The organism is Paenibacillus sp. OSY-SE (assembly GCF_000283315.1).
Taxonomy (GTDB): Bacteria; Bacillota; Bacilli; order Paenibacillales; family Paenibacillaceae; genus Paenibacillus_B; species Paenibacillus_B profundus.
Window position 1 is genome coordinate 1 of the sequence record NZ_ALKF01000156.1, and the last position, 22510, is coordinate 22510.

The following is a 22510-nucleotide window of genomic DNA, read 5'->3' on the forward strand; positions in this document are numbered from 1 at the left end:
CTGGGCAAAAGAGCCAATCTCTCCTCAGATCAGTGGCTTGAAACTGGGCAAAAGAGCCAATCACCCCTCAACTCAGTGGCTTGAAACTAGGCAATAGTGTCAATCCCCCCCTCAGCTCAGTAACTTGTAACGCGGTATTTCAGTATCAGCATCTATTTGAACTAGTAACTATATAGCTCAGTGTTTCAGTACTGGTATCACAGTAATTTTGATATGTCAGTTTCTTAGCATGAATGTCTTAGGAGCTCTGTACCTCGGTATATGGGCTTCTAAGGTCTTGGATCTGGATCTAGCAGTATCGCAGTATGGTGTATCGGTAGCTTAGCGTCACAGCGTAGGGGTGTCTCATTGGAAGTATATTGGGGTTGGCTATACTTTTGGGTGATTATTAGTATAAAAATATATTGAAAAAGAAAAATAAATCTCATATAATGTACTCAAAATATAATTGAAGTATAGAATGGGGTGGGTGGGATGGATGTTGTGAAAATGTGTGGTTTGACGAAGAGATACGGTATGCAGCGCGGTATTGAGGAGGTTGATCTGACGGTAAAGCAAGGGGAAGTATTTGGATTTATTGGACCGAATGGGGCGGGAAAGTCTACAACGCTGCGTACGATGATGCAGTTGATTCGTCCGACGGCGGGCACTGTTGAGCTATTCGGCGAACGGGTGAGCAAGGAGCGGCCGGACCTGCGTAAACGCATCGGTTATTTACCCTCTGAGGTGCACTATCATCCAGATATGACGGGGATGGAGGTTTTAGCGTTCGCCGCGTCCGTACATGGGCTCGCGCTCAAGCATACGCCGGCGCTTGCTTACGCGGAACGTCTGAAGCTGGATGTGCGCAAGCGCGTCAAGTCTTATTCGCTCGGCAACCGCAAGAAGCTTGGCATCGTCCAATGCATGCTCCACCAACCGGAGCTTATCGTTTTGGATGAACCGACGTCCGGTCTGGACCCGCTCATGCAGCATACGTTCTTCGACATGCTGAGCGAGCAAAATGAAAAGGGGACGACGATATTTTTCTCTACGCATGTACTGAGTGAGGTGGAGAAGCTGTGCCAACGGGTTGCGTTTATTAGCGGAGGAAAGCTGCTGTGCGTCTGTGATATCGACTCCATTCCAGGCAAGGACGAACGCATCGTGCATGTCCGCTTCCGACAGCCTGGGGATTGTACGGATAGCTACCAGCTGCGAAGCCTCAATCCAGGTGTCGTATATGACGGCAGAGAACACCGGCTGTTGCTGCGCGGGGAGCTGCATCTTGCCCTGCGTCAACTGTCGTCTCACGAGATAGATGATATTCGCATCGAGCAGCCGTCGTTGGAGCAGTTGTTCATGGCAGAGTATGAAGCGGGCAATACGCCAGAGTGCGTATCTATACACAACCACAGAAAGGCCGTGAAACAGGAAGGGAGTGAGTCCTGATGTGGCAAGTATTTCGTTATGAGTGGCGCACGAACCGGCGGAGCTTCATCATATGGACCGCTATTATTGTGTTATTCCAAATGATGTTCGCCGGAGTTGGCGATATGTATATGAACAACGATCAGCTGCTGAAGGTGTTAGATCAATTTCCGCAGGCGCTGCTGGAAGGCTTCGGGTTCCATACCGAGATGCTAGGCAGCTTCGAAGGCTGGATGGGGGGAGAACCGCTTGTCTTCTTTACCATGCTGATCGGGGCTTTTGCAGCGATATGGGCGGCTTCTACGGTATCCCGCGAACGGGACGGCGGCACGGCTGATTTTATGTTCACGCTGCCGATATCGCGTGGCGGGCTGTTCATGGGCAAAGCGGCTGCCCATCTGTCGGGTCTGCTTCTCATCACTGCGCTAAGCTATGGGGTAACGCTATTGTTCGGGCAGTGGTTCAGCACAATAGAGGATGCCGAGACTTTGCTTGTCTATACGGTAGCTGGGGCATTGGCGGCGCTGGCGTTTGCCGGTGTCGGGTATTTGATTACGGTGTTCGTCGCTTCGGAGCGGGCAGGTCTTGCAATAAGTATCGGCATCGTCATTATTTCGTTTCTTCTCAATATGCTGGCAGGGATGAATGAGTCGTTATCCTGGCTCTCCGACTTCAGTCTGTTCACAATTTTCAGCGGAGAAGAAATGTTCACTTCGGGCAGCTTGCCATGGAACGGCGTATTCATTACGATATTACTATATATAGTCGGAGTGCTGGGAGGCTGGCTGCTGCTTTCCCGCCGGGATTTATAATGGGTTAGGTCAGCCGCCGACAGCATCCGTTCAGAAAGGGGAACGCATGTCACTTGAACAGTAAAGCCATCGCCATCGTGAAAGCGGGTCGGCGCTTATTTTTCGAACAAGGAATTCAAGAGACGAGCATGGAGCAGGTGGCCGAAGCGGTTCCGGTCGCGAAGATGACCATTTATAAATATTTTCAAAGCAAAGAAGGACTGCTGGATGTCATTATCGATCAGATGTTGGAGGAATCCCATCAGCATCTCCGCAAGGTCATTGCGGAAGCGAGCGATACGTACGATTTGTTCAAGCGGATGATGGAGTACCATGAGTTCGACGACGTATCCCAATCCTTTATTAGCGATCTGGTGCAATATTATCCGGCTACCTTTCAGAGGCTGATGTCCTATTCGGAGGAGCATATATTGCCGGAATTCGAGGAGGCCATCTTCCGTGGGCAGCAGGAAGGGTATATTCGCAAGGAGCTGTCCCCGCATCTTATCGTCAGGTTCCTCATCTCGATGAAGCAGTTCTTGGCGCAGCCGGGCAAGCTGGACGGATGCTTCAGCATGCGGACGATCTCGGAGCAGCTGATGACGATGCTGTGTCACGGCATGTTGGTTGATCGCGATCAGCATCACGCATAATTTATCCCCCTTCCTCCATAATAATGTCGTATAAGAGGTTGAAATTATATGGCAGGAGGGAAGCGAGGATGAAAAATCCGTATCCGTTAGTTGACGCGTTAACACAGCTGTATTTGTCCCAAGAGCATACGCGGGGATTGGATGAGGCATCTGCATTGGAATCGATGCTGCAGGACGGCACGGATTCTCCGTCATCTCCGGCCGATCAGTCCGAGGAGTCGACTTCTGCCGCGCTGCTGCACGAAGGCATGTCGGATGGAACGCTTGAAACGCATCAAATGGTGCAGCGTTCCTACGGTTTATATTAGCGGGGTGCAGGCAGGAACATCCTTAAGGTGAAAGTGTTAGTCCTATGCTGTGGTTCATAGTAGAGCAAGGGACGACTAACCATCGGGCTGTATGGGAAGATAAAAGCTGCAGTGCTGCGAGAGCGGTGTTGCGGCTATTTTTTTGCTGAAAAATAGGAAAGCATTGACGTGTTGGGGACTTGACACCTAATGAAAGCTGGAGTAGAATTTACTTAATTCATAGTAAATTAATCGGAATTATAAGATATTGAACAATACATTCATTGTTGGGGAAAAAGTGAGGGGAATGGCGATGGAACGACAAATCGATATTCGTTGGCAGCAGGAACGGCTGGCGGCAACGCTGCATTATCCAGAGGAGCGGGCGCCTTTTGAGTCTGGATCGGAGCAACGCACTCCGGTCACGATTATTTGCCACGGCTTCGTCGGCAGCCGGATCGGCGTCGATCGGTTGTTTGTGAATGCCTCGCGGCGGCTTGCGCAGGAAGGGCATATTGTGATCCGGTTTGATTTTGCCGGCTGCGGTGAGAGTACAGGCGAGTATGGACATTTCGGCCTCGACGATATGATAGAGCAGACGCAAGCGGTGGTGAATTATGCGCTAGGCTGCGGCAATGTCGATCCGCAACGCGTGACGCTCATCGGTCACAGCCTGGGCGGGGCCGTGGCGCTCCTAACGGCGGTACGTGATCCGCGCATTAAGCGGTTGGTGCTGTGGTCTCCCGTCGCTTACCCGTTCAACGATATCGTACGCATCGTCGGACGCGAACGGTATGACGAGTCGATAACCCATGGCGCATCCGATTATTTGGGCTACACGTTCACTCCGGCCTATTTCAATTCACTAGGCAAGCATCAACCGTTCCAAGAGGCGTCGAAGTTCAACGGGGACGTGCTGCTCGTCCACGGTACGAGCGATGACACTATTCCAGCGGACTACACCTTCCTGTACCAGAAGGTGTTCTGGATGCGCAGCGACGGGCAGTGCGACAAGGAGATCGTCTTTCAAGCCGACCATACGTACTCTAGCGGCGAGCATCGGGAGAAGCTGTTCTCCTGCACGATTCAATGGCTGAAGCAGTGGGAGAAGCGGCAGGGGGAATGGGCGAACTGGAGCATCTGAGCGGCGTAAAGGATGATGGCAGACTGAACAGTATGCAACAGATGTCGATAGACAGAGCGATGCAAGACAGCGCAGAATGAGCGCCGCGAGAGAAACGGAGCCAGATGACGAAGTAAGACGAGATGCAAGATAGGTTGCTGCAGAGCGAAGAGGACGGGCGAAGAGCCGGCTTCTTCGTTTTTTTGCTATGAAGGAGAAGTTTAGCTCTGCGCAGCGATAAAATAGATTTTAAACGAAAATAGGTAGCCGTGACTCCGTGTAATCGCCCTTATGTTCATTCTCCCATACAGTCAGGAGGGATGGCATCCGGAATAGGGAGCATGCCGAATGTAAGCATGCCGAATGTAAACATGCCGTATTGTAAAATACCGTACGTTGATTATGACTGAAGCGACCGCTTAGGTTGGGCAGTGAACCAGCATGGTCATTGGAAGTGCCGCCACCTGATGGAAGGGGAGAATGAAGCAAAGGGTCGGATGAAGCGAATCACCATCATTCAGGACTTATAATTGCACGGAAGGAACAATTGTTTAAAATCTGCCTAGAAGGAGACGGAAGGTGCCATAGTGGACAACGGGTGCGAAAAAATGGAGAATAAAAGAAATGTAATTCGGGGGAGGCGTTGCGATTGTTGCGAAAGTTACGCGTGATGGTCATCGGATCGTTATGTATGCTCATGCTGGTGATGGCTGCATGTCAATCCGGTGCAGGGAAGGGAATTGCATCGGAGCCACCGGATGCCGGTAAGGAAGACGGAGTGTAGGCTCTGGATGAAAGCGAGTCTGATCAGCGTCAGCCTGTGCCGTATCGTGCGCCGACATGCTTATTAAGGTGCTTGCGGAAGGCGGCATTACCCGGATAGCGCCATCTACCACAGTCAGCTGGACTATGACGGCGCGCTCGGGCCGGTGCGCAATATTCGGCCATACTTGATCGAGCTGGGTGAGAGCTTCTATGCCGTGCTGGTCCACGACTGGTCCACGCGGGCGGCAGTCCAGATGCGTATTCCATCCTGCAGAAGCAGCAGAAGCCGGACTTGGATGAAATTTCTAATGCCGGCGGAGCATTTTGGCGGGAATCGTTCCGCAAGGCGCCGCACAATCTGTACACGAAGCTGAGCAAGGTCACTGAGACCGCGGCCAAACGGTTCACGATGGAGGACGAAGCGCTGCCAGCCTTCAATTTCGCACCGTTGCTGACTGAGACAGAGACAGAGGTTTCCGCCATCATGCCTTCCACGAGCGATCCAGCCGCTCCAAATGTTGCAGCAACCCGCATAGAAGTCCCTTTATGAACAATGGCGATCGCGTTCAGTATGCATATGATGAAAATAGCGGAAACTAAATCCGTCATATCAACGACGAGCCGCATCTTGACATGGCAACGGACAAGCCGCTCACGGCCGATAATGTGCTCGTAATTGAAGCGCCGCACCGCATCGTAGATAATGTCGGGCGGCTTGAAGTGAAGCTGGATGCTGGCGGCGATGCCCTTTTGTTCATGGGCGGGCGGAGCTATAGCGGCACATGGCAGCGCAACGAGCAAGGCACTTTTGAATTCATGCAGTCCAGACAAGTCCTTCCGCTGAAGCCGGGGAAGACTCATGTGTTGATCGTGCCGCACGAGCCGCCGTTGCTCAAACACATCGATTGGAAATGATTAGAATTGTTACACAAAACCGCGTGGTATCAAGGATTACAGCCTTATTTTTGAAAAAACACGAAAATTGTCGAAAAAGACAGGATAGTCGCCTTAAAAATGACGTAAACTTTCGACAAATGCTCACTTTCGCTTTACGGTTTCTTTACAAACCTACCGGGTCATGTGATAAACTATGTAAGGCTTGAAAAGTTTACATCACATACGCAATTTCTCGTTGCAAAGGAGATCTCGGAATGTTCAAGAAGAAGGACGTGTTTTTCGAAACGCTGCAAAATATGGCGGATACGCTCGTTCAAGCAGCAGAAACGTTCGCACAAGGTGTAGAAGATTTGAGTGATGTGTTGTCTTTTACCAAGGAAATGAAGGAATTAGAGAGCAAATGCGACATGTATACCCACACGATTTTGACAGAGCTCAACAAAACCTTCATTACGCCAATCGAGCGTGAGGATATTATGGCGCTGACGACGGCATTGGATGACGTTCTTGACGGGATGGAGGCCAGTGCTTCGCGTTTCGACATGTACCAGATGCTTGAACGTGATGAAATCGTGGTGTTGTTCGCAGATATTATTAAACGCAGCACCTATGAAATTCAGAAAGCAATTCGTTTGCTATCACAGAAGAAGCTCCTTGCGATTCGCGAGCACAATATTCGCGTTAACGAGCTGGAAAATGCGGCTGACGATATTTACCGCCGCGGTGTTCGGGCTTTGTTCGTCGATGTGAAGGACCCAATTGAATTGATAAAACGCAAAGATGTGTATGAACGATTGGAAGAGACTACGGATAGCTGTGAGGATGTAGCGAACCAGCTGGAATCGATCGTCATGCGGAATTCCTAATAACTGTCGTAGCATAAGCAAGCTGAGTGTACGAAGGAGGTTGGGTATTGCGCGGACGCGAGCGGTTCTCGGTTCAGTGCAATCGCGGTAAATGGAAATAGATATGACTTTAATGGTCGTGGGAGTCGTCATCATTTTGGCGCTGGGCTTTGACTTCATCAATGGCTTCCACGACACGGCGAACGCTATCGCGACGTCGGTATCAACGCGGGCATTGCCGCCGCGAGTAGCGATTCTAATGGCTGCCACGATGAACTTCGTCGGAGCTCTTACGTTTACGGGCGTGGCGAAGACGATTGGGGGCAGCATTGCCGATCCCGCCAAGCTGGAAAATGGGTTGGAGATCGTGGCAGCAGCGCTTATTTCAGCTATTATTTGGAACCTAGTTACATGGTGGTTCGGAATTCCGTCCTCCTCCTCCCATGCGCTGATTGGCGCGTTGGCGGGGGCGGTGTTCGCCGGAGCCGGGATGGATTATTTGAACTTAGGCGGATTCAAGAGCATCGTTATCGGTCTCATCATTTCGCCGATTATTGCATTTGTCGTTGGTTATATCGTCATGACGATACTGAAATGGATCTTCGGCAGACATAGTCCGCATACCGTCAACAAAGGATTTCGGACATGCCAGATTATTACGGCGGCGTTCCAATCTTTCACCCACGGGACGAATGACGCGCAGAAGGCGATGGGTATTATTACGTTCGCTCTCGTAACGGCGCAGGTTCAGACCGATATGGAAGTCCAATTGTGGGTTAAGATTGCAGCTGCCACGGCGATGGCACTCGGTACGTCCATCGGCGGCTGGAAGATTATTAAGACGATGGGAACAAAAATTTTCAAGATTGAACCAATTAACGGCTTTGCCGCTGATTTGTCCGCCGCTTCGGTTATTATGTCGGCGACGCTGACGCACTTGCCAATTAGCACTACGCATGCTATCACCTCCGCGATTTTGGGGGTTGGGTCCGCCAAGCGTTTCTCGGCTGTCAAGTGGGGGGTAGCAGGTCGAATCGTCATTACGTGGTTTATTACGATTCCGATTTGTGCGGTGCTGGCAATGATTATTTTGAAAGTAATCCATTTTGTCTTTTATTAATAAATAGGGGTGTTCCGGGAGTAGAGCTTCTACTTCGCGGGAACACCCCTTATTTGTGCTTGCAGACGAAGCTAATTGGGAGAGGGTGGACATGGGAGAGAGGCTGCCCCCACAGTAGAAGTTTACTATGGAGACAGCCTCTAGGCGCCTGAGTAGGGAGGGGATCCCTGTTGTCCGGTGTCCGTTTGTTGTCCATCCGGCAGGCGCATAACAGTGCTGATGAATCCGGACTGGATTGTGCTGAATGCCGATACTGCTTGGGGGGGAGAAGGCGGTGTTTCAGCGCTTCATCGTTTACGTCGCTGATTCGGGTGCGTCCGGCGCTGCTTCACTGGTCTTCTCGTGCCGGTGCGATTGCTCGGGCTGCGTCTGCGTTGCTGACGTCTTCTCCGTCTGCGCTGGGATTGTCCCTCATCCCACTCGTCCACCTCGTCGTCCGCTTCCTTCTTGCCCTTCTTATTAGGAAGAAGGCTGCCCATGAGCAGCTTCGCTACCGGCGCAATTTGCGAGACGCTTTGCATAACCTTTTGAACCTTGTTCATCGTGGACACGATACCGTCGATACCGCCCATGCGGTCGATGACCTGCTTGATGTCGTTGATGGAGAAGCTGCTTTTCTTCTCCGTATTGAGCGTGGTCACCGGTGTCTCTGCGACCGGGGTGTATGGTACGATGGCCGTATCGGGCGGTGACGGCGGCTGGAATTGAGAAGGAGGGAGGCCGCCTGAGAAGCTGCGGGTCCACTGAGCCGATGCGGATGAGGAGTGCTGCTTCGGTATGTGTAAGCTTGGCACGGACATGAGATCCTGCTGATGCGTCGGGACCTGTCGTCCGTGGTGAGGCGCGTTCATATGATCACGACCTTTTTCAATAAAATATTGATTGGCTCTATCCAATGGGTTAGTATACTGTATGTGGTAGGCGAACAACTCGTTTGGACGATCGCCCGTAGGCGCACGCCCAATCTCAAATGGAAACGCTTTATTTTTACTACTATTCTCTAAAGCACGAACTTGGTAACGCTTGAAAAGGTAGGATAAAGGAAGTACAATGAGGGTACAAGCGATGAAGTAGGGGTGGATAAGGTTGCAATTGAAAAAATTGAACGATAAGACGATCGACCAGCTGTTCGAGGCGATTTTGACCCTTGAATCAGTGGAAGAGTGCTATATTTTCTTTGACGATCTATGCACGGTAAATGAAATTCAATCCTTATCCCAGCGACTAGAGGTTGCTCGGATGTTGGGCAAAGGCTGTACGTACAATCAGATTGAAGCGGAGACCGGAGCGAGTACAGCCACGATTTCGCGCGTGAAGCGTTGTTTGAATTACGGGAATGACGGGTACAAGATGTCATTGGAGCGTCTCGGGCGATAAGTATGAAGCCGGGTCTGTTGGTTATTAGCCACGGTTCACGAGACGGCTCTTGGGTTACACTAGTAGATGAAGCGATTGCCAAGGCTGCGTGGCCGGAAGGCGTACCGATCGCTTCTTCTTTTTTGGAATGCGTGCCGAACCGGACTATTCAGGACGGCATCGACGTATTGGAAGCGCAAGGGGTAGACCACATCGGGGTCATCCCCTTGTTCGTGTCCGCGGGCAGCACGCACGTGGACGAGATCGCGTACGCGCTCGGCGTGACGGCGGCGCCGCTTGCGAAGACGGGGCTGGCGCCGTTCCGCGTGAACGCGCGCGTGCTGTACGGGCGCCCGCTGGACGGCGGGGCCGTGGCGGCTGAGCTTGGCGAGGCCAGCGGCGAGTGGCCCGGGTTGGCTGACGGTAAGGAGGCCAACGGAGGCGCGGGGGGCGATGCCGCGCGTGCGCTCGGCGGAGCCGATGATGCGGAGGAGGATATTCTCCTCCGCATGGTGGAGGCCCGCCTGCGCGGGCTGGGCGTGCGCCCCGGCGCGGATGGCGTGCTGCTGGTAGCGCACGGCAGCCAGCACGAGCCATTCCAGGCGCGCTGGCATGACAGCCTGCGCGGCTTGGCGCGGCTGCTCGTGAAGCGCGGCATGTGCGCGGCTGCGTCGCATGCGCTGCTCTGCTGCGAGGACGTCGCGGCCGCAGCGCAGCGATTAATGAGCTTGCTTGGCGGCGCAGCAGATGGATTTGGTGAGCGTGCGGAGAAGCTAGCCGCGCCGTTCCCGATGTTCGATACTTCTCCATCCCTTGGAGCAGATGAAGGGGTCGGTGCACATGCCGTGACACGGCGTGTGGCGGTGGTGCCGGTATTTCTGAGCCGAGGGTATTTTACGACTCATGTTATTCCTGAGCGCTTGGCTGACGTTCCGGTCATGTATGACGGACAGACGCTGCTGCCGCATCCAGCGCTAGGCCGATGGCTGGAGCGCGAAGCAGAGAGGTTGCTGGCGATGCTGGCAGGCAGGTTGAAGGACTGAAAATAGTTGTTTTTTTCACCAAAACGTTTAACATAGAAGATTGAACGATATATGAGCCGGTTGTTCTGATTGGCATGCAAGTAGAGAGTACGGCGCTGGTGAGATTGTTGCTGCGCACGGATAATGGTTGTGAGACCACATCGATATGAATAGATTGTAAATGGGTGACGCAGTCATGATAAAAAAAGCGAGACTAATCTATAATCCGACCTCCGGACGGGAGGAAGGCAAGAAGCGGCTGGCGGATATTTTGCAGATGCTGGATGCCGCAGGCATCGAGACGACAACACACGCAACGGACGGCGAAGGCGATGCGACGACGAGTGCAGCGGAAGCGATCGACCGCGGCTACGATATGATTATCGCGGCTGGCGGAGACGGCACGTTGAACGAGGTCATTAACGGCATGGCAGGCAAGCCGGAACGGCCGCCGCTTGGCATCATTCCACTCGGGACGACGAATGATTTCGCCCGGGCGCTTGGCATTCCGCGCAATTGGGAAGAGGCGTGCTCGATCATTACGCGGCAGATGACGCGGGTCATTGATCTGGGGCAGGCGAATGATAAATATTTTATCAACATCGCGGGCGGCGGATCGTTGACGGAGCTGACATATGAGGTGCCAAGCAAGCTGAAGACGATGATTGGACAGCTCGCTTATTACATGAAGGGCCTCGAGAAGATGACGCGCTTGCGTCCGACGGAGCTGCGCATCGAGCTGGATGGCCATGGCGTATTCCATGAGGAATTCATGTTATTCCTCATTACGAACACGAACTCCGTTGGCGGCTTCGAGAAGTTGGCGCCGGATGCGCGCATCGACGACGGTCTGTTCGACGTCATCATGCTGAAGAAGTGCAATCTGGCGGAGTTCATTCGCGTGGCAGGCATGGCGCTGCGCGGCGAGCATGTGAACGATCCGCTCATCATGTATGCGCAGACGAAGCGCGTGTCGGTAACCTCGCCGGATACGGTGCAGCTCAATCTGGACGGGGAGTACGGCGGACTGCTGCCGGCGACGTTCCAAGTGCTGCCGTCGCATTTGCGGATTTTTGCGGATGTCCTGGATGAGGGATAAAAGATTGGAAGCGTTGTTCGGATGAGAACGAACGGCTTGGCTTGCTGCTGTTATGGGGCGGGTCAGGCCATTTCTTCTCTTCAGGAATGTTTATATGACGTGGGGCTATAAAGTGAATTAAATCACTTTACACTTCCCGGAGAAGGTATGTCTGTTTTCATCCTTTGTCTCACTCTCCCCCTCATTCAGAATGGCAGCACCTCCTCCCTTTCAAACGAAAATATGTTGACGGTCATTCATGTTGTTATAGTCCTTATGTCCATTCTCCCACATAGTCAGGAGGAGGGAGTCGAGGAGCAAGCACATGGCGTATCATTGATATACCATGATTGGTATGAAGATGGTTTGCATAGAGCAGTCGATCTAATGGCAGAGAATCTGAGTCGTTATAGGTCGTGCTGTCTCCTGATGGAAGAGAAATGAAGGATTGGTACGGTTAAAGGTTTCCTTTTTTACAGTTTCCTGATGGAATGGGAGAATGGAGCAAAGGAGGAGAAGAGGCGAGAGTGAATCATCGTCAGTCTGAGCAGGTCACGGAACGAGCGGAGTAACATCATTTCGTATTTTTGAGAGTCAATCTCTTAGTATTTGACAGAAGGTACGCCTCCAGGCGGTTTTTTAGCGATAAGACATAAAAAATCTACTTTTAAATGTGGTTGCTGATCTTTGAAAGGCCTCGGATAAAGGTTTTTTCATTGAAGGCGGAGTTATGTGGTATGATGGGGAACGATAATGGAGAGCTGTAGTTGTTGTATGATGTACAAGTGTATGGGATTCAAACGTAAGGCTAAGACGGCTAAATGATATAGAGCAACGAAGAAGCAGGAGGGCATAGCGTGAAAGGGAACAATCAAGGCAAGCGGCCAGGGCGCCGGAATGAAGCAAGGTCTGCATCTGCGACGCGTTCACGGACGGCGGCGGGTGGACGCGCGGCACATGCAAACGAGCGGACGGCTCCGGTGCAGAAAAATGAAGAGGTCGTGCTGGACATTATCGGATTGACCCACGATGGCGAAGGTGTCGGCCGGGTGGAGGGCTTTACCCTTTTCGTGCAGGGCGCGCTGCCGGGCGAACGGGTGCGGGCGCTCGTGCTGAAGGTGAAGAAGCAGTACGGCTATGCCAAGGTGCTGGAGCGTCTGGTCAACAGCCCTTATAGAGTTGAGGCAGAATATCCGGCAAATTACTATGGCGGCTGCCAACTGCAACATCTGGCGTATACAGAGCAGCTGCGCTGGAAGCGTCAGCATGTCATTGATGTGCTGGAGCGAATCGGCAAGTTCCGCGTAGAGCCTGTGCTTGAGGAAAACGGGGAACAGGCTCAGAGTGAGGCGGCAGAGGTATCGGGTCTGAACAGTAATGAAAATGGACAAGCAGGTTCTAACGATGCTGCTGTCGAACGGGAAGACGGCGCTTCGGAAATGCAGATGCAGGCGCATCCGGTCAAGGTGCTGCCGACGCTCGGCATGGAACACCCTTGGCGCTATCGCAATAAGAGTCAAATGCCGGTTGGCAAGAATGATCGGACGGGCGAGCTGATCGGCGGATATTTCGCCAAGGCGAGTCATCGCATTATCGATACGGATGTGAGCCTTATTCAGCATGAGGCGAATGATGAAGCGATGCGCACCGTAAAGCGGATAGCTCGCAAATACGGCATTGAGCCGTACAATGAGGAGACGCATAGCGGCCTGCTGCGTCACGTTATAATGCGCGTCGGCTTCCGTACGAACGAGCTGATGATTACGCTCGTCACGAACGGGGAGCGGATTCCACATGAAGCGGATATCGTGTCCGAGCTGGCAGAGGCTCTGCCGCAGCTGAAGAGTGTGTGCCAGAACATTAACACAAAGCGCACCAACGTCATTATGGGCGACAAAACCCGTGTGCTATGGGGTTCCGAATATATTACCGATTATATCGGGGAAATTAAGTTTGAGATTTCCGCACGTTCGTTCTATCAGGTGAATCCGGTGCAAACGGAAGTTCTGTATGAGAAGGCAGTGGAGTATGCCGGCCTGAGCGGGCAGGAGACCGTCATTGACGCGTACTGCGGCATCGGGACGATCTCGCTGTTCCTGGCGCAGCGCGCGAAGCGGGTGCTCGGCGTGGAAATTGTTGAGGAAGCGATTGCCGATGCGCGCCGCAACGCGGAGCTGAATGGAATTACGAACGCGGAGTTTGCCGTTGGCGCAGCCGAAGAGGTCATCCCGCGCTGGAAAGAGTATGGCGAGTCTCCGGATGTGATTGTGGTTGATCCGCCGCGCAAAGGCTGTGATCAAGCCTTACTGGATACGATGCTGGAAATGCGTCCAGAGCGGATCGTGTATGTATCGTGCAATCCGTCTACGTTAGCGCGCGATTTGCGTATTTTGGCGGATGGAGGATACTCGGTGGTTGAGGTGCAGCCAGTGGACATGTTCCCGCATACGCCACATGTGGAGTGCTGTTCACTGTTAGTGCGGAAAGACAAATAAAAAGGAGATGTATTGGCGAACATTGTAAAGAGGGGCATCGCCCCTCTTTGTTATTCAATTATTTTGTCCTTTCTCCTACCTTTGTCTTTTGATTCTGTCCAACTTAATTCGACTACGGTTGCTCTTTTCGTCAATAAATGAACTTAATAATTTACTTAACTCTATTAAGTAAGTCATAAACTGAAGCTTCCACTGCATCGGTTAAAGAATATCTCGTATTAAATCCCAACTTTTTGATTTTGTTGTCATCCCAAATTCTATTTATTGTAAAATTTTTTACCATTATTGTTTGTTCAGATGTCGATAACTGAACAATTTTAGCATTCCTGCCAGTTTGCCGATCAATTTCTTTCTTTAATTGAAACCAAGTTGTATCAAAACCTTTAAGTAAATAAACCCCATTGTCAGCCTTCGGTTTTTCGTAAGTTCCTAACCATTCCATTGCCCTTCCAATATCTCTTGTATCTATTAGAGACACTTTAGTATCGCCATTTCCAACCATCGGAAATTGGTCATTCGTATGAGCGGTAAATAACCTTGCAAAAAATGATTTGGTATCTCTAAAGCCAATGGTACTTGCTGGACGTAAAATCACGGTTTCAATCCCAGTCTTTTTCGCTACTTCTTCAATCACTTTTTCCCTTTCAATAGCTACTCTTTGTGTTAGGTACTCAGGTTGTGAAACGTAGGATTCATCAATAGGGTTATTACTTTTAAAATCATATACAACGATTGTACTTAATTGAATAAATCGGGAAACACCTTGTGAAACGGCTGTTTCAATTAGCGTTTTAGTTAATTTTGTTTCTACTGGAGCATACAAGCTGTTTTGTGTATGTAGATTTGTATCAGCCGTACAATTATAAACAACTTCATTCCCTTCTATTGCTTTTCCAATTGCTTCAGGATTCGAAAAGTCAATCCTAACTACATTGACCCCTAAACTCTCTAAAAATGTTGTATTACTTGTATCACGAATCGCTGCCGTTACTTGATGTCCAGCTAATTGCAATTGTTCCACTACATGACTACCAATAAATCCAGTGCTTCCAAAGACAATTGCCTTCATTCTTTTCATGCCCCCATTATTTACTTAAGGATTCTTTAGCACTATACTATATGAAGTACAAAATAAATGAAAGTACGGTATTTTATTATAGTTACTATACTTAATGATAGTCGGAGGTATAAAAGATGTCTCACGAATCTAATCACCAAAACTGTCCTATCGAAAAGACAATGAATGTAATTGGAGGTAAATGGACGTTTCTAATTCTAAGGGACATCTTTTACGGTCCACAGCGGTTCGGGGAGTTACAGAGGTCTTTAAGAGGGATTAGTCCAAGGACACTCTCTCTGCGATTAAAAGAGTTGGAAGAAGAAGGGATTATTAGTCGTGTTATTTATTCAGAAATTCCTCCGCATGTCGAATATTCCCTTACCAAAAGGGGGCAATCCCTTCATCCGATTTTTGAAGCTATGAAAGAATGGGGAAATTCATGGGATGTATTAGGACAGAAAAAATAAAAATGAGCATTGTGCTTTTTACAGAGCCTGTTAATCTGGCTAGGGGCACATTGGATTGTCAACAGTAAATCAGACAGCTTTTTTAAGGGCTAATCTTCTGTAGTCAACAGGACTCACGTAGCCTAAAGTTCCATGTATACGATGTTTGTTGTACCAATTTACGTAGTCGTACAGCTCCAACTCAAGATGCTGCAGGCTCTGGAAGTTCATCTGATGAATAAATTCAGTCTTCATTACCTTAAATGTAGCTTCAGCAACGGCGTTATCATAAGGACACCCTTTCATGCTTAAAGAACGACCGATCTGGAACGTAGTAAGCGTCTCATCAATCAACTTGTTTTTGAACTCGCTGCCGCGATCCGTATGGAATAACTGAATTTGACGCAGATCTCCTTGGACAGAGGCAAAGGCACGCGCGATCAGGGGGCATCCTTTTTCGTGCCTGCGCTAAAGCCAATGATCTCTCGATTAAAGAGGTCAACCAGTACACAAATGTAGTGCCATCTGTTTTTGACTTTGACATACGTTAGATCGCTTACAACGACGCGTTTCTCTTCAGCTTGCTGGAACTGACGGTTCAGTTCATTTGACTGCTACGACTCGTTACATGCCGCTTTGTGAGGTTTGTATTGAGCCACCGTATACGTAGAAACAAGCCCCTGCTCCTTCATGATGCGTCCAATTCGGCGTCTAGATACAGTAAGTCCGCGTTCATGAAGCTTGGCTTTGATCTTTCTTGTGCCATATGCTTGTATTTGTCACGATTTCCCATGATGACACTTACTTTCGTCCCATGATCAGCGCTGCTTGCTTTAAAATGTCATTCTCCATTTTAAGACGTTGGTTTTCTTTTCGTAAAGCAATAAGCTCATTCTCTTCAGGAGAGCGATTGTTCCTCTCTGAGAAGGAGCCTGACCGTTCTGCTTGCTTGATCCAACGATCCAGTGCAGACGCAGTCAGTTCATATTCGTTTACAATATCTGCTCTTGATTTTCCATTCCCGTATAACTGAACCATCTGTCTTTTGAATTCATCTGTAAATGTACGTCTTTTTCTTGGCATAGTAGATCTGCTCCTTGTTCTGATGTGTTCATTCTACTAGCCCTTATTTTTTCTGTCCAACTAAGTGTAGCCGCTTCAAAAGTATCCCTCGTGGTTAACATAGTGAGATTGTTGGTAATGATGATCTCTGATGTTGAGCGGAGGGGATATCTTCGTATTTTAACTGATTGCATCCTGGCTGAAATGATAAGAGGTTTATTTTAAAATCCATAAAAGTTGATTTTAATAAAATACAGAAAAAATAAGTGTTCACTTAAATTAAAACGCGCTCATTTATATTCGGCTTCTAATTGGAAGAGGTTAAGAGTAGATGAAATATGCAGATAGAAAGTCGAGGTCTCTCTATCCCCACTGTTTATGCTTCCCCAGTCCAAGTTACAGTGGATGGGCATGATGTGGCTTTCATACAGGATTGCCCTCTCTTCATGGAGAGGGCTTTTTTGGAAACCGGAGCAGGATGAGCACATCAGCCATTCGGCACATTTTGCATCAATTAGCTCGCCCACCACTCACATCCCCCACTTTTTGGATTCTAATATTTTTTCATTAAGTATATATTTTTTAGAGAAATTTTAGTATTATTTTTAATTGGAATCCGAATAATAAATGTTGATTTAATATTTTTGTTCGGTTTTACAACGTTTTATACATTGATACAAAACTTACATTTCCTGCAAATTACGTGTTGATGTATGGGGATGGGAATGGAGATAAGATGAAGAAGAACATTTATTTTAACCATGATGGCGGCGTTGATGATTTAATTTCGTTATTTTTGTTACTGCATATGGACAATGTGGAGTTGACGGGCGTGTCGGTCATTCCGGCGGATTGTTACTTGGAACCGGCTATGTTTGCAAGCCGTAAAATCATTGATCGTTTCGGTAATGGCGGTGTGGATGTAGCCGCGTCGAATTCCCGCGGAAAAAATCCGTTTCCGAAGGACTGGCGCATGCATGCGTTCTATGTTGATGCCCTGCCGCTTCTCAACGAATCCGGTAAAGTGGTGACTCCTGTAGCGGACAAGCCGGCACATCTTCATATTATAGACACGCTGCGCGCAACGGAAGGCAAGACGACCTTGCTGTTTACGGGCCCGCTTACTGACCTTGCTCGCGCATTAGATATCGATCCTTCGATTGAAGAAAAGGTAGAACGCCTTGTATGGATGGGCGGTACCTTCCGTGAAGCAGGCAATGTGCATGAGCCTGAGCATGACGGAACGGCAGAATGGAACGTATTCTGGGATCCGGAAGCGGCTGCTCGTGTATGGGCCAGCGGGATCGAGATTGATCTGGTGGCACTGGAAAGTACCAATCAAGTGCCGCTTACGTTGGATGTTCGTGAGCGCTGGGCTGCGGAACGCAAGCATATCGGCGTTGATTTCCTGGGCCAATGCTATGCGATGGTGCCGCCTCTTGTTCATTTCTCGACGAACTCGACATACTATCTGTGGGATGTATTAACGACAGCGTTCGTTGGCAATAGCGATCTTGTGAAGGTGCAAACGATTAACAGTATGGTGATTACGGAAGGCGCAAGCCAAGGCCGAACCGTTGAAACGGCTGACGGACGCCCGGTACATGTCGTTTATGACGTGAATCGCGACGCATTCTTTGATTACATTACCGAATTGGCGAAAAAAGCAACGGAGAGGGATTTGTAATGTCAGAGAAAAAGCGAGTCATTATTGATACCGACACGGCTGGAGACGATACGATCGCCATTTTAACGGCGCTTCACTATTTTCAAGTCGAAGGCATTATGATTACCGGCGGCAATGTCCAGTTCGATCAGCAGGTTGAAAATGCGCTCTACACCGTTCAAGTAGCGGGAAAAGGCGGACAAGTCCCTGTGTACAAAGGACATGAGCGCCCAATCATGGGGCTTGGCCAAAAAGAGCATCGTACGGTCGAGGATGTGCACGGCAAGGATGGGATGGGGGATTCATTTTTCGAAAAAGCGATTCAGTCTCCCGAAAAAGGTCATGCCGTCGACTTCCTTATCGATGCGGTTCACAACAATCCAGGAGAAATCCATCTTATCGCGATTGCGCCGTTAACGAATATTGCGATGGCGATCAAGAAGGACCCGACCATTGTATCGAAAATCCCGCATCTCTATATTATGGGCGGCACGAACAATGCGCTGGGAAATATTACGCCGAGTGCGGAGTACAATTTCTACGTTGATCCGGAAGCGGCAAAAATCGTGCTTCATTCGGGGATTCCCATCACCATGGTCGGTTGGGAAATGTGCACGCAATATTCCATCATGGACGATAGCGACCATGAAGAGATCGAAGCGCTGGGAACGAAGGGCGCGAAATTCTTCAAAGATGTCAACAAGGTCGTCATGAGATTCAATAAAACGGTTCATCGACTGAACGGCACGACGCATCCGGATACGCTGCTCGCAGCCGTAGCGGCGGACGAGAAGATCATGACGAAGTCCAATCTCTATCACGTTGATGTCGAAACCGTCGGTGAGCTGACAAGAGGCTACAGCCTTGTGGATATTAACAATCGTTTGGAACGCACTCGCAATGTTCGCGTCTGTGAAGCGATTGATCGAGATGCTTTTAAAGAAATGCTGTTGGACGTATTGAAGTCCATTAACTAATGACTGCGAATAGCCGCTTTAGCGGCCGTTTGCCCCTTTCGCTTTACATTCTTGGTCATTGACACGATGAAGAAAGGATAGGTATATGCAATACATTTGGGGACTTCTAGGAATCTTAGGGATTTTTATGATCGCAGTTGCGTTTTCGAAAAATCGCAAAGCGATTAATCCGAGAACGGTGATTGGCGCGTTTGCGATTCAATTTATTTTTGCATTGATCGTGTTGAAGTGGGAGTTCGGCAAAAAGATGCTGAACTACTTGGCTACGGCCGTTCAGAGCATCATCGATTCCACGAATGCGGGCATTCAGTTCTTGTTCGGCGGGATACTGGGTGCGGAAAAGGCAGGCTTTACGTTCGCGCTGCAGGTATTGCCTATTATCATCTTTTTCTGTTCCTTGATAGCGGTTCTGTACTATCTCGGCATTATGCAGTGGGCTACGAAAATCATTGGCGGATTTCTGGCGAAGATGCTCAAAACGAGCGAAACGGAATCGATGTCAGCAGCTGCGAATATTTTTCTAGGTCCGACAGAAGCGCCACTTGTTGTTAAGCCTTATATTGAGAAAATGACCAAGTCGGAGCTGTTCGCGATTATGGTCGGCGGACTGGCGTGCGTCTCTGGTTCCGTTCTGGGCGGATACGCGATGCTTGGCGTTCCGATTGAATATTTACTTGCAGCAGCATTCATGGGAGCTCCCGGCGGCTTGTTGCTAGCTAAAATTATCATGCCTGAAACCGATCATCATCTTCGAGTGGAACGGGTTAGCATGGTAAAAGATACGGAGTCCCGAAATGTCATCGATGCCGCTGCTCGCGGAGCTTCGGACGGGCTCAAGATCGCTGCCGGCGTAGGTGCCATGCTGCTGGCATTTATATCACTCATTTTCTTAGTGAACATGATCATTGGCTGGGTTGGCGGCGTGTTCGGAATTGAGGCGCTGACGCTGGAGCAAATTCTCGGCTACCTGTTCGCGCCGATTGCCTTCCTGATCGGTGTTCCATGGAGTGAAGCGCTGCAGGCGGGTTCCTTCATCGGTCAAAAGTTCGTCTTGAACGAATTTGTAGCGTACACTTCGTTTGCGCCTGAGATTGTAAATCTGTCTCCAAAAAGTGTTGTCATCATCAGCTTCGCGCTCTGCGGCTTTGCCAATCTGGCGGCCATTGCACTCCTCATTGGAGGCTTGGGCGGGATTGCTCCTTCAAGAAGACAAGATCTTGCCGAGATGGGCTTCCGTGCGGTCATTGCCGCAACATTGGCTAACCTATTGAGCGCGGCTATTGCCGGGATGCTCGTGTAGATCAAATGATCGACTGAGATGTCATACCCCCGTCATGTAGACAGCTAAAAAGCAGTAAATCAAGCGGCGATCGCTTCCCTCCATTCAACCGGGGAATGGTCGCCTTTTTTTCTGGAACCGCCAGCACCGACATCATAAAAAGCAACAGCTGGGCAAATAAAACAAACGCTTGGACTATGATGAGCCCAAGCGTTTGTTGTTGGCTAATGAAAAGAGGAAGCTGATATCTTATTGTGCTTTTACGAATTCAGCCGATTGTATGCCGGCTTGGCGGCCGAAGATGATGATCTCTGCAACGGAGTTGCCGCCGATACGGTTTTGACCGTGCAAGCCGCCTGTAAGCTCGCCTGCTGCATACAAGCCAGGAATAGGTTGACCGTCTTTATTCAATACTTCTGTGTTCGTATTGATTTTCACGCCACCCATGGTGTAGTGAATCCCAGGGGAGATTTTGATTGCATAGTATGGCGCACCGGACAAGTCGTTGTCCATCGCAGTTGTTCTGCCGAACTCGGCATCCTTTTTATTCTTCACTGCGCTGTTCCATGTATCCAGCGTCGCTGTTAGCTGATCTGCCGGAACACCCATTTCTTTGGCTAAAGCCTCGATCGAATCGCCCTGAATGACAAAGCCCATTTCTTCATACTGCTGAATCGCTTTAGCGCGGGATTTTACGCCGGAATCAAATACAAGATAAGCTGATTTTTCAGGCAGCTTATTGATTGCAGCAGTGACATTGTCACGAGTGTCCAGCTCGTTGGTGAAACGTTTGCCCTCACTAGAAACAAGGATCGCTCCTTCACCGCGAACCGCTTCCCCGATGAGATAGGATTTGTCCTGCTGCACCGTAGGGTGAACCTGGATTTGATCCATATCTACTGTTACACCGCCGAGCTTTTCAATCATCTTAATGCCGTCACCGGTGCTGCCTACTTGGTTTGTTGTCACAAGACCTTTCAGATCGGAGCGAACCTCGCCAATCATATCCATGTTAGCGCCATAACCGCCGGTTGTCACAACGACAGCATCCGCTGCAATAGTTTTCTCATCTTTATTGTCGAAGAGGACCTTAACGCCGTTTACTTTGCCATCCTTCTCCGTAATTTCCGTCACATTAGCATTTACGAAAAGAGGAATTTCTTTCTCTTGAACATTTTTCACCAAGCCGTTGACAAGATATTGCCCTACCGCTGAGCCGTCTTCAGGACGGTGTGTGCGCTTTTCGTTCATACCACCCGTAATCGTGATATTGTTCAAACGAATTCCGATCGAATCAAGCCATTCGATTGCACTTGCGGAATTGTCAACGAAGAAACGAAGCATCTCTTTGTCATTAGTATCATGACCGCCTTTTAAAGTCTCTTCGTAAAATAGATCATTGCTGTCCTCAATGCCTTGCTCTTTTTGGAACTTGGTCTGGGAAGCATTCATACCGGAGGATGATTTCATCGTATTGCCGCCGGCAATCGGCATTTTTTCGAAAATAACCGGGTTCATGCCTTTTTCTTTTGCTTCAAGTGCAGCAGACATTCCGGCACCGCCTGCACCGACAATGATGATATCATAGTTATCTTTTAATTGATCGATGGGTGTATAGTTGGTTTTAGAAGCTCCCGAAACGGCTTCCGTTTCTGTGGACTCCGCCGGTTTTTCATTGCCCTGGCTCTGGTTTTGATTCTGGTTCCCGCTACCGCATCCCGCGATCACGAGCATGAAAGAGAGAACGAGAATAAACGTTGCTGCTACTTTCTTTTTCATGTTAACCACCCCGTTTTTCTATGATGTTATTTAGATGAACATAAAGAGCCCAACGAAAAAGGAGAGAGTAACGGAGAAAATGAGATGCGGTGATCGTATCGTCGCCTTTATTCTCCGAACTTAAAATCGTTCACGGTTACCTCCTCTGGTCTGCTTCGGAAGCTTTTTTAGGTTCACTTTATTTTAATATACTATCGCCCCCATTTATAGTGATTTATTTCACAATATTTTAATTTTGTCTTTGATCATGCATCGGGTTTCTAAAATACATCAAATCAGTTACGATTACCGAGTTAGGAGGCTGCTGTTATAAAGGCGCTACCATTATAAGCGGGGTACTCTTGTCAGAGCTGCTGTAATCGCTCTGCAGATAGTGTGGAGGAGGAGGAGTTCCCTTTA

General features: G+C 49.4%; 21 protein-coding genes and 1 pseudogene. 17 read left to right on the forward strand and 5 right to left on the reverse strand.

Features of this window, described 5'->3' with window-relative positions; translation table 11 throughout:
* Positions 1–474 precede the first annotated feature (474 nt).
* The 5 genes from A372_RS0106170 to A372_RS0106190 all read left to right on the forward strand — a co-directional run bounded on the left by A372_RS0106170 (position 475) and on the right by A372_RS0106190 (position 4285).
* On the forward strand, positions 475–1431 hold the full coding sequence (locus tag A372_RS0106170) for an ABC transporter ATP-binding protein (protein ID WP_019419955.1): 957 nt from the start codon (positions 475–477) through the stop codon (positions 1429–1431).
* Positions 1431–2222 (forward strand): ABC transporter permease subunit, encoded by a 792-nt coding sequence (locus A372_RS0106175; protein ID WP_019419956.1) that lies wholly within the window; start codon positions 1431–1433, stop codon positions 2220–2222. The genes A372_RS0106170 and A372_RS0106175 overlap by 1 nt, the downstream gene beginning before the upstream one ends.
* A gap of 53 nt (positions 2223–2275) precedes the next feature.
* Positions 2276–2854 carry a TetR/AcrR family transcriptional regulator gene (locus A372_RS0106180; RefSeq protein ID WP_019419957.1) on the forward strand — a complete coding sequence of 193 codons (579 nt, stop codon included), beginning with the start codon at positions 2276–2278 and terminating at the stop codon, positions 2852–2854.
* A gap of 68 nt (positions 2855–2922) precedes the next feature.
* Positions 2923–3162, forward strand: a complete 240-nt coding sequence (locus A372_RS0106185) for a hypothetical protein (protein ID WP_019419958.1) — start codon at positions 2923–2925, stop codon at positions 3160–3162.
* Between the two features lie 292 nt (positions 3163–3454).
* Complete coding sequence (locus A372_RS0106190; protein WP_019419959.1) at positions 3455–4285, forward strand: alpha/beta hydrolase; 831 nt, start codon at positions 3455–3457, stop codon at positions 4283–4285.
* A gap of 674 nt (positions 4286–4959) precedes the next feature.
* Here the strand turns inward: A372_RS0106190 and A372_RS39245 are convergent.
* Positions 4960–5256, reverse strand: coding sequence for a hypothetical protein (locus A372_RS39245; protein ID WP_337483488.1), 297 nt, complete (start codon positions 5254–5256; stop codon positions 4960–4962).
* Between the two features lie 41 nt (positions 5257–5297).
* Here A372_RS39245 and A372_RS39250 point away from each other — a divergent pair, with 41 nt between their 5' ends.
* From A372_RS39250 to A372_RS0106220, 4 genes are all read left to right on the forward strand, one after another.
* Positions 5298–5579: a DUF3048 domain-containing protein gene (locus tag A372_RS39250; RefSeq protein ID WP_337483502.1), complete on the forward strand. Its 282-nt coding sequence runs from the start codon at positions 5298–5300 to the stop codon at positions 5577–5579.
* A gap of 59 nt (positions 5580–5638) precedes the next feature.
* Positions 5639–5944, forward strand: a complete 306-nt coding sequence (locus A372_RS35350; RefSeq protein WP_272943458.1) for a DUF3048 C-terminal domain-containing protein — start codon at positions 5639–5641, stop codon at positions 5942–5944.
* A 236-nt stretch (positions 5945–6180) separates the two neighbouring features.
* Entirely contained in the window at positions 6181–6792 is a 612-nt protein-coding gene (locus A372_RS0106215; RefSeq protein WP_019419962.1) for a DUF47 domain-containing protein, read from the forward strand.
* Positions 6793–6904: 112 nt separating this feature from the next.
* Entirely contained in the window at positions 6905–7891 is a 987-nt protein-coding gene (locus tag A372_RS0106220) for an inorganic phosphate transporter (RefSeq protein ID WP_019419963.1), read from the forward strand.
* A gap of 287 nt (positions 7892–8178) precedes the next feature.
* On the opposite strand, the gene A372_RS0106225 is transcribed toward A372_RS0106220, so the two are convergent.
* Positions 8179–8685: a tyrosine protein kinase gene (locus tag A372_RS0106225; RefSeq protein ID WP_157259460.1), complete on the reverse strand. Its 507-nt coding sequence runs from the start codon at positions 8683–8685 to the stop codon at positions 8179–8181.
* Positions 8686–8977: 292 nt separating this feature from the next.
* Here A372_RS0106225 and A372_RS0106235 point away from each other — a divergent pair, with 292 nt between their 5' ends.
* The 4 genes from A372_RS0106235 to rlmD all read left to right on the forward strand — a co-directional run bounded on the left by A372_RS0106235 (position 8978) and on the right by rlmD (position 13842).
* Complete coding sequence (locus tag A372_RS0106235; protein ID WP_019419966.1) at positions 8978–9268, forward strand: YerC/YecD family TrpR-related protein; 291 nt, start codon at positions 8978–8980, stop codon at positions 9266–9268.
* Between the two features lie 2 nt (positions 9269–9270).
* Entirely contained in the window at positions 9271–10290 is a 1020-nt protein-coding gene (locus A372_RS0106240; protein WP_019419967.1) for a sirohydrochlorin chelatase, read from the forward strand.
* 175 nt (positions 10291–10465) lie between these two features.
* Positions 10466–11368, forward strand: coding sequence for a diacylglycerol kinase (locus A372_RS0106245; protein ID WP_019419968.1), 903 nt, complete (start codon positions 10466–10468; stop codon positions 11366–11368).
* A gap of 836 nt (positions 11369–12204) precedes the next feature.
* A complete protein-coding gene (rlmD, locus tag A372_RS0106255) occupies positions 12205–13842 on the forward strand; it encodes a 23S rRNA (uracil(1939)-C(5))-methyltransferase RlmD (RefSeq protein WP_019419970.1) in 1638 nt (545 codons plus the stop codon).
* A gap of 151 nt (positions 13843–13993) precedes the next feature.
* Here rlmD and A372_RS0106260 read toward each other — a convergent pair whose 3' ends face one another.
* The gene (locus A372_RS0106260) at positions 13994–14911 is read right to left on the reverse strand and encodes an NAD-dependent epimerase/dehydratase family protein (RefSeq protein WP_019419971.1); all 918 of its coding nucleotides are present in this window, start codon (positions 14909–14911) and stop codon (positions 13994–13996) included.
* A gap of 125 nt (positions 14912–15036) precedes the next feature.
* Between A372_RS0106260 and A372_RS0106265 the strand changes: the two genes are divergently transcribed.
* The gene (locus A372_RS0106265) at positions 15037–15369 is read left to right on the forward strand and encodes a winged helix-turn-helix transcriptional regulator (RefSeq protein WP_019419972.1); all 333 of its coding nucleotides are present in this window, start codon (positions 15037–15039) and stop codon (positions 15367–15369) included.
* Between the two features lie 69 nt (positions 15370–15438).
* Here the strand turns inward: A372_RS0106265 and A372_RS36190 are convergent.
* Positions 15439–16431 (reverse strand): annotated as a pseudogene (locus A372_RS36190) (IS3 family transposase).
* 715 nt (positions 16432–17146) lie between these two features.
* On the opposite strand from A372_RS36190, the gene A372_RS0106280 reads away from it, so the two are divergent.
* From A372_RS0106280 to A372_RS0106290, 3 genes are all read left to right on the forward strand, one after another.
* Complete coding sequence (locus A372_RS0106280) at positions 17147–18097, forward strand: nucleoside hydrolase (protein WP_019419976.1); 951 nt, start codon at positions 17147–17149, stop codon at positions 18095–18097.
* Positions 18097–19053, forward strand: coding sequence for a nucleoside hydrolase (locus tag A372_RS0106285; RefSeq protein ID WP_019419977.1), 957 nt, complete (start codon positions 18097–18099; stop codon positions 19051–19053). The genes A372_RS0106280 and A372_RS0106285 overlap by 1 nt, the downstream gene beginning before the upstream one ends.
* 85 nt (positions 19054–19138) lie before the next feature.
* A complete protein-coding gene (locus A372_RS0106290) occupies positions 19139–20353 on the forward strand; it encodes a NupC/NupG family nucleoside CNT transporter (RefSeq protein ID WP_019419978.1) in 1215 nt (404 codons plus the stop codon).
* A gap of 228 nt (positions 20354–20581) precedes the next feature.
* On the opposite strand, the gene A372_RS0106295 is transcribed toward A372_RS0106290, so the two are convergent.
* Positions 20582–22111: a flavocytochrome c gene (locus A372_RS0106295; RefSeq protein WP_019419979.1), complete on the reverse strand. Its 1530-nt coding sequence runs from the start codon at positions 22109–22111 to the stop codon at positions 20582–20584.
* Positions 22112–22510: the final 399 nt, after the last annotated feature.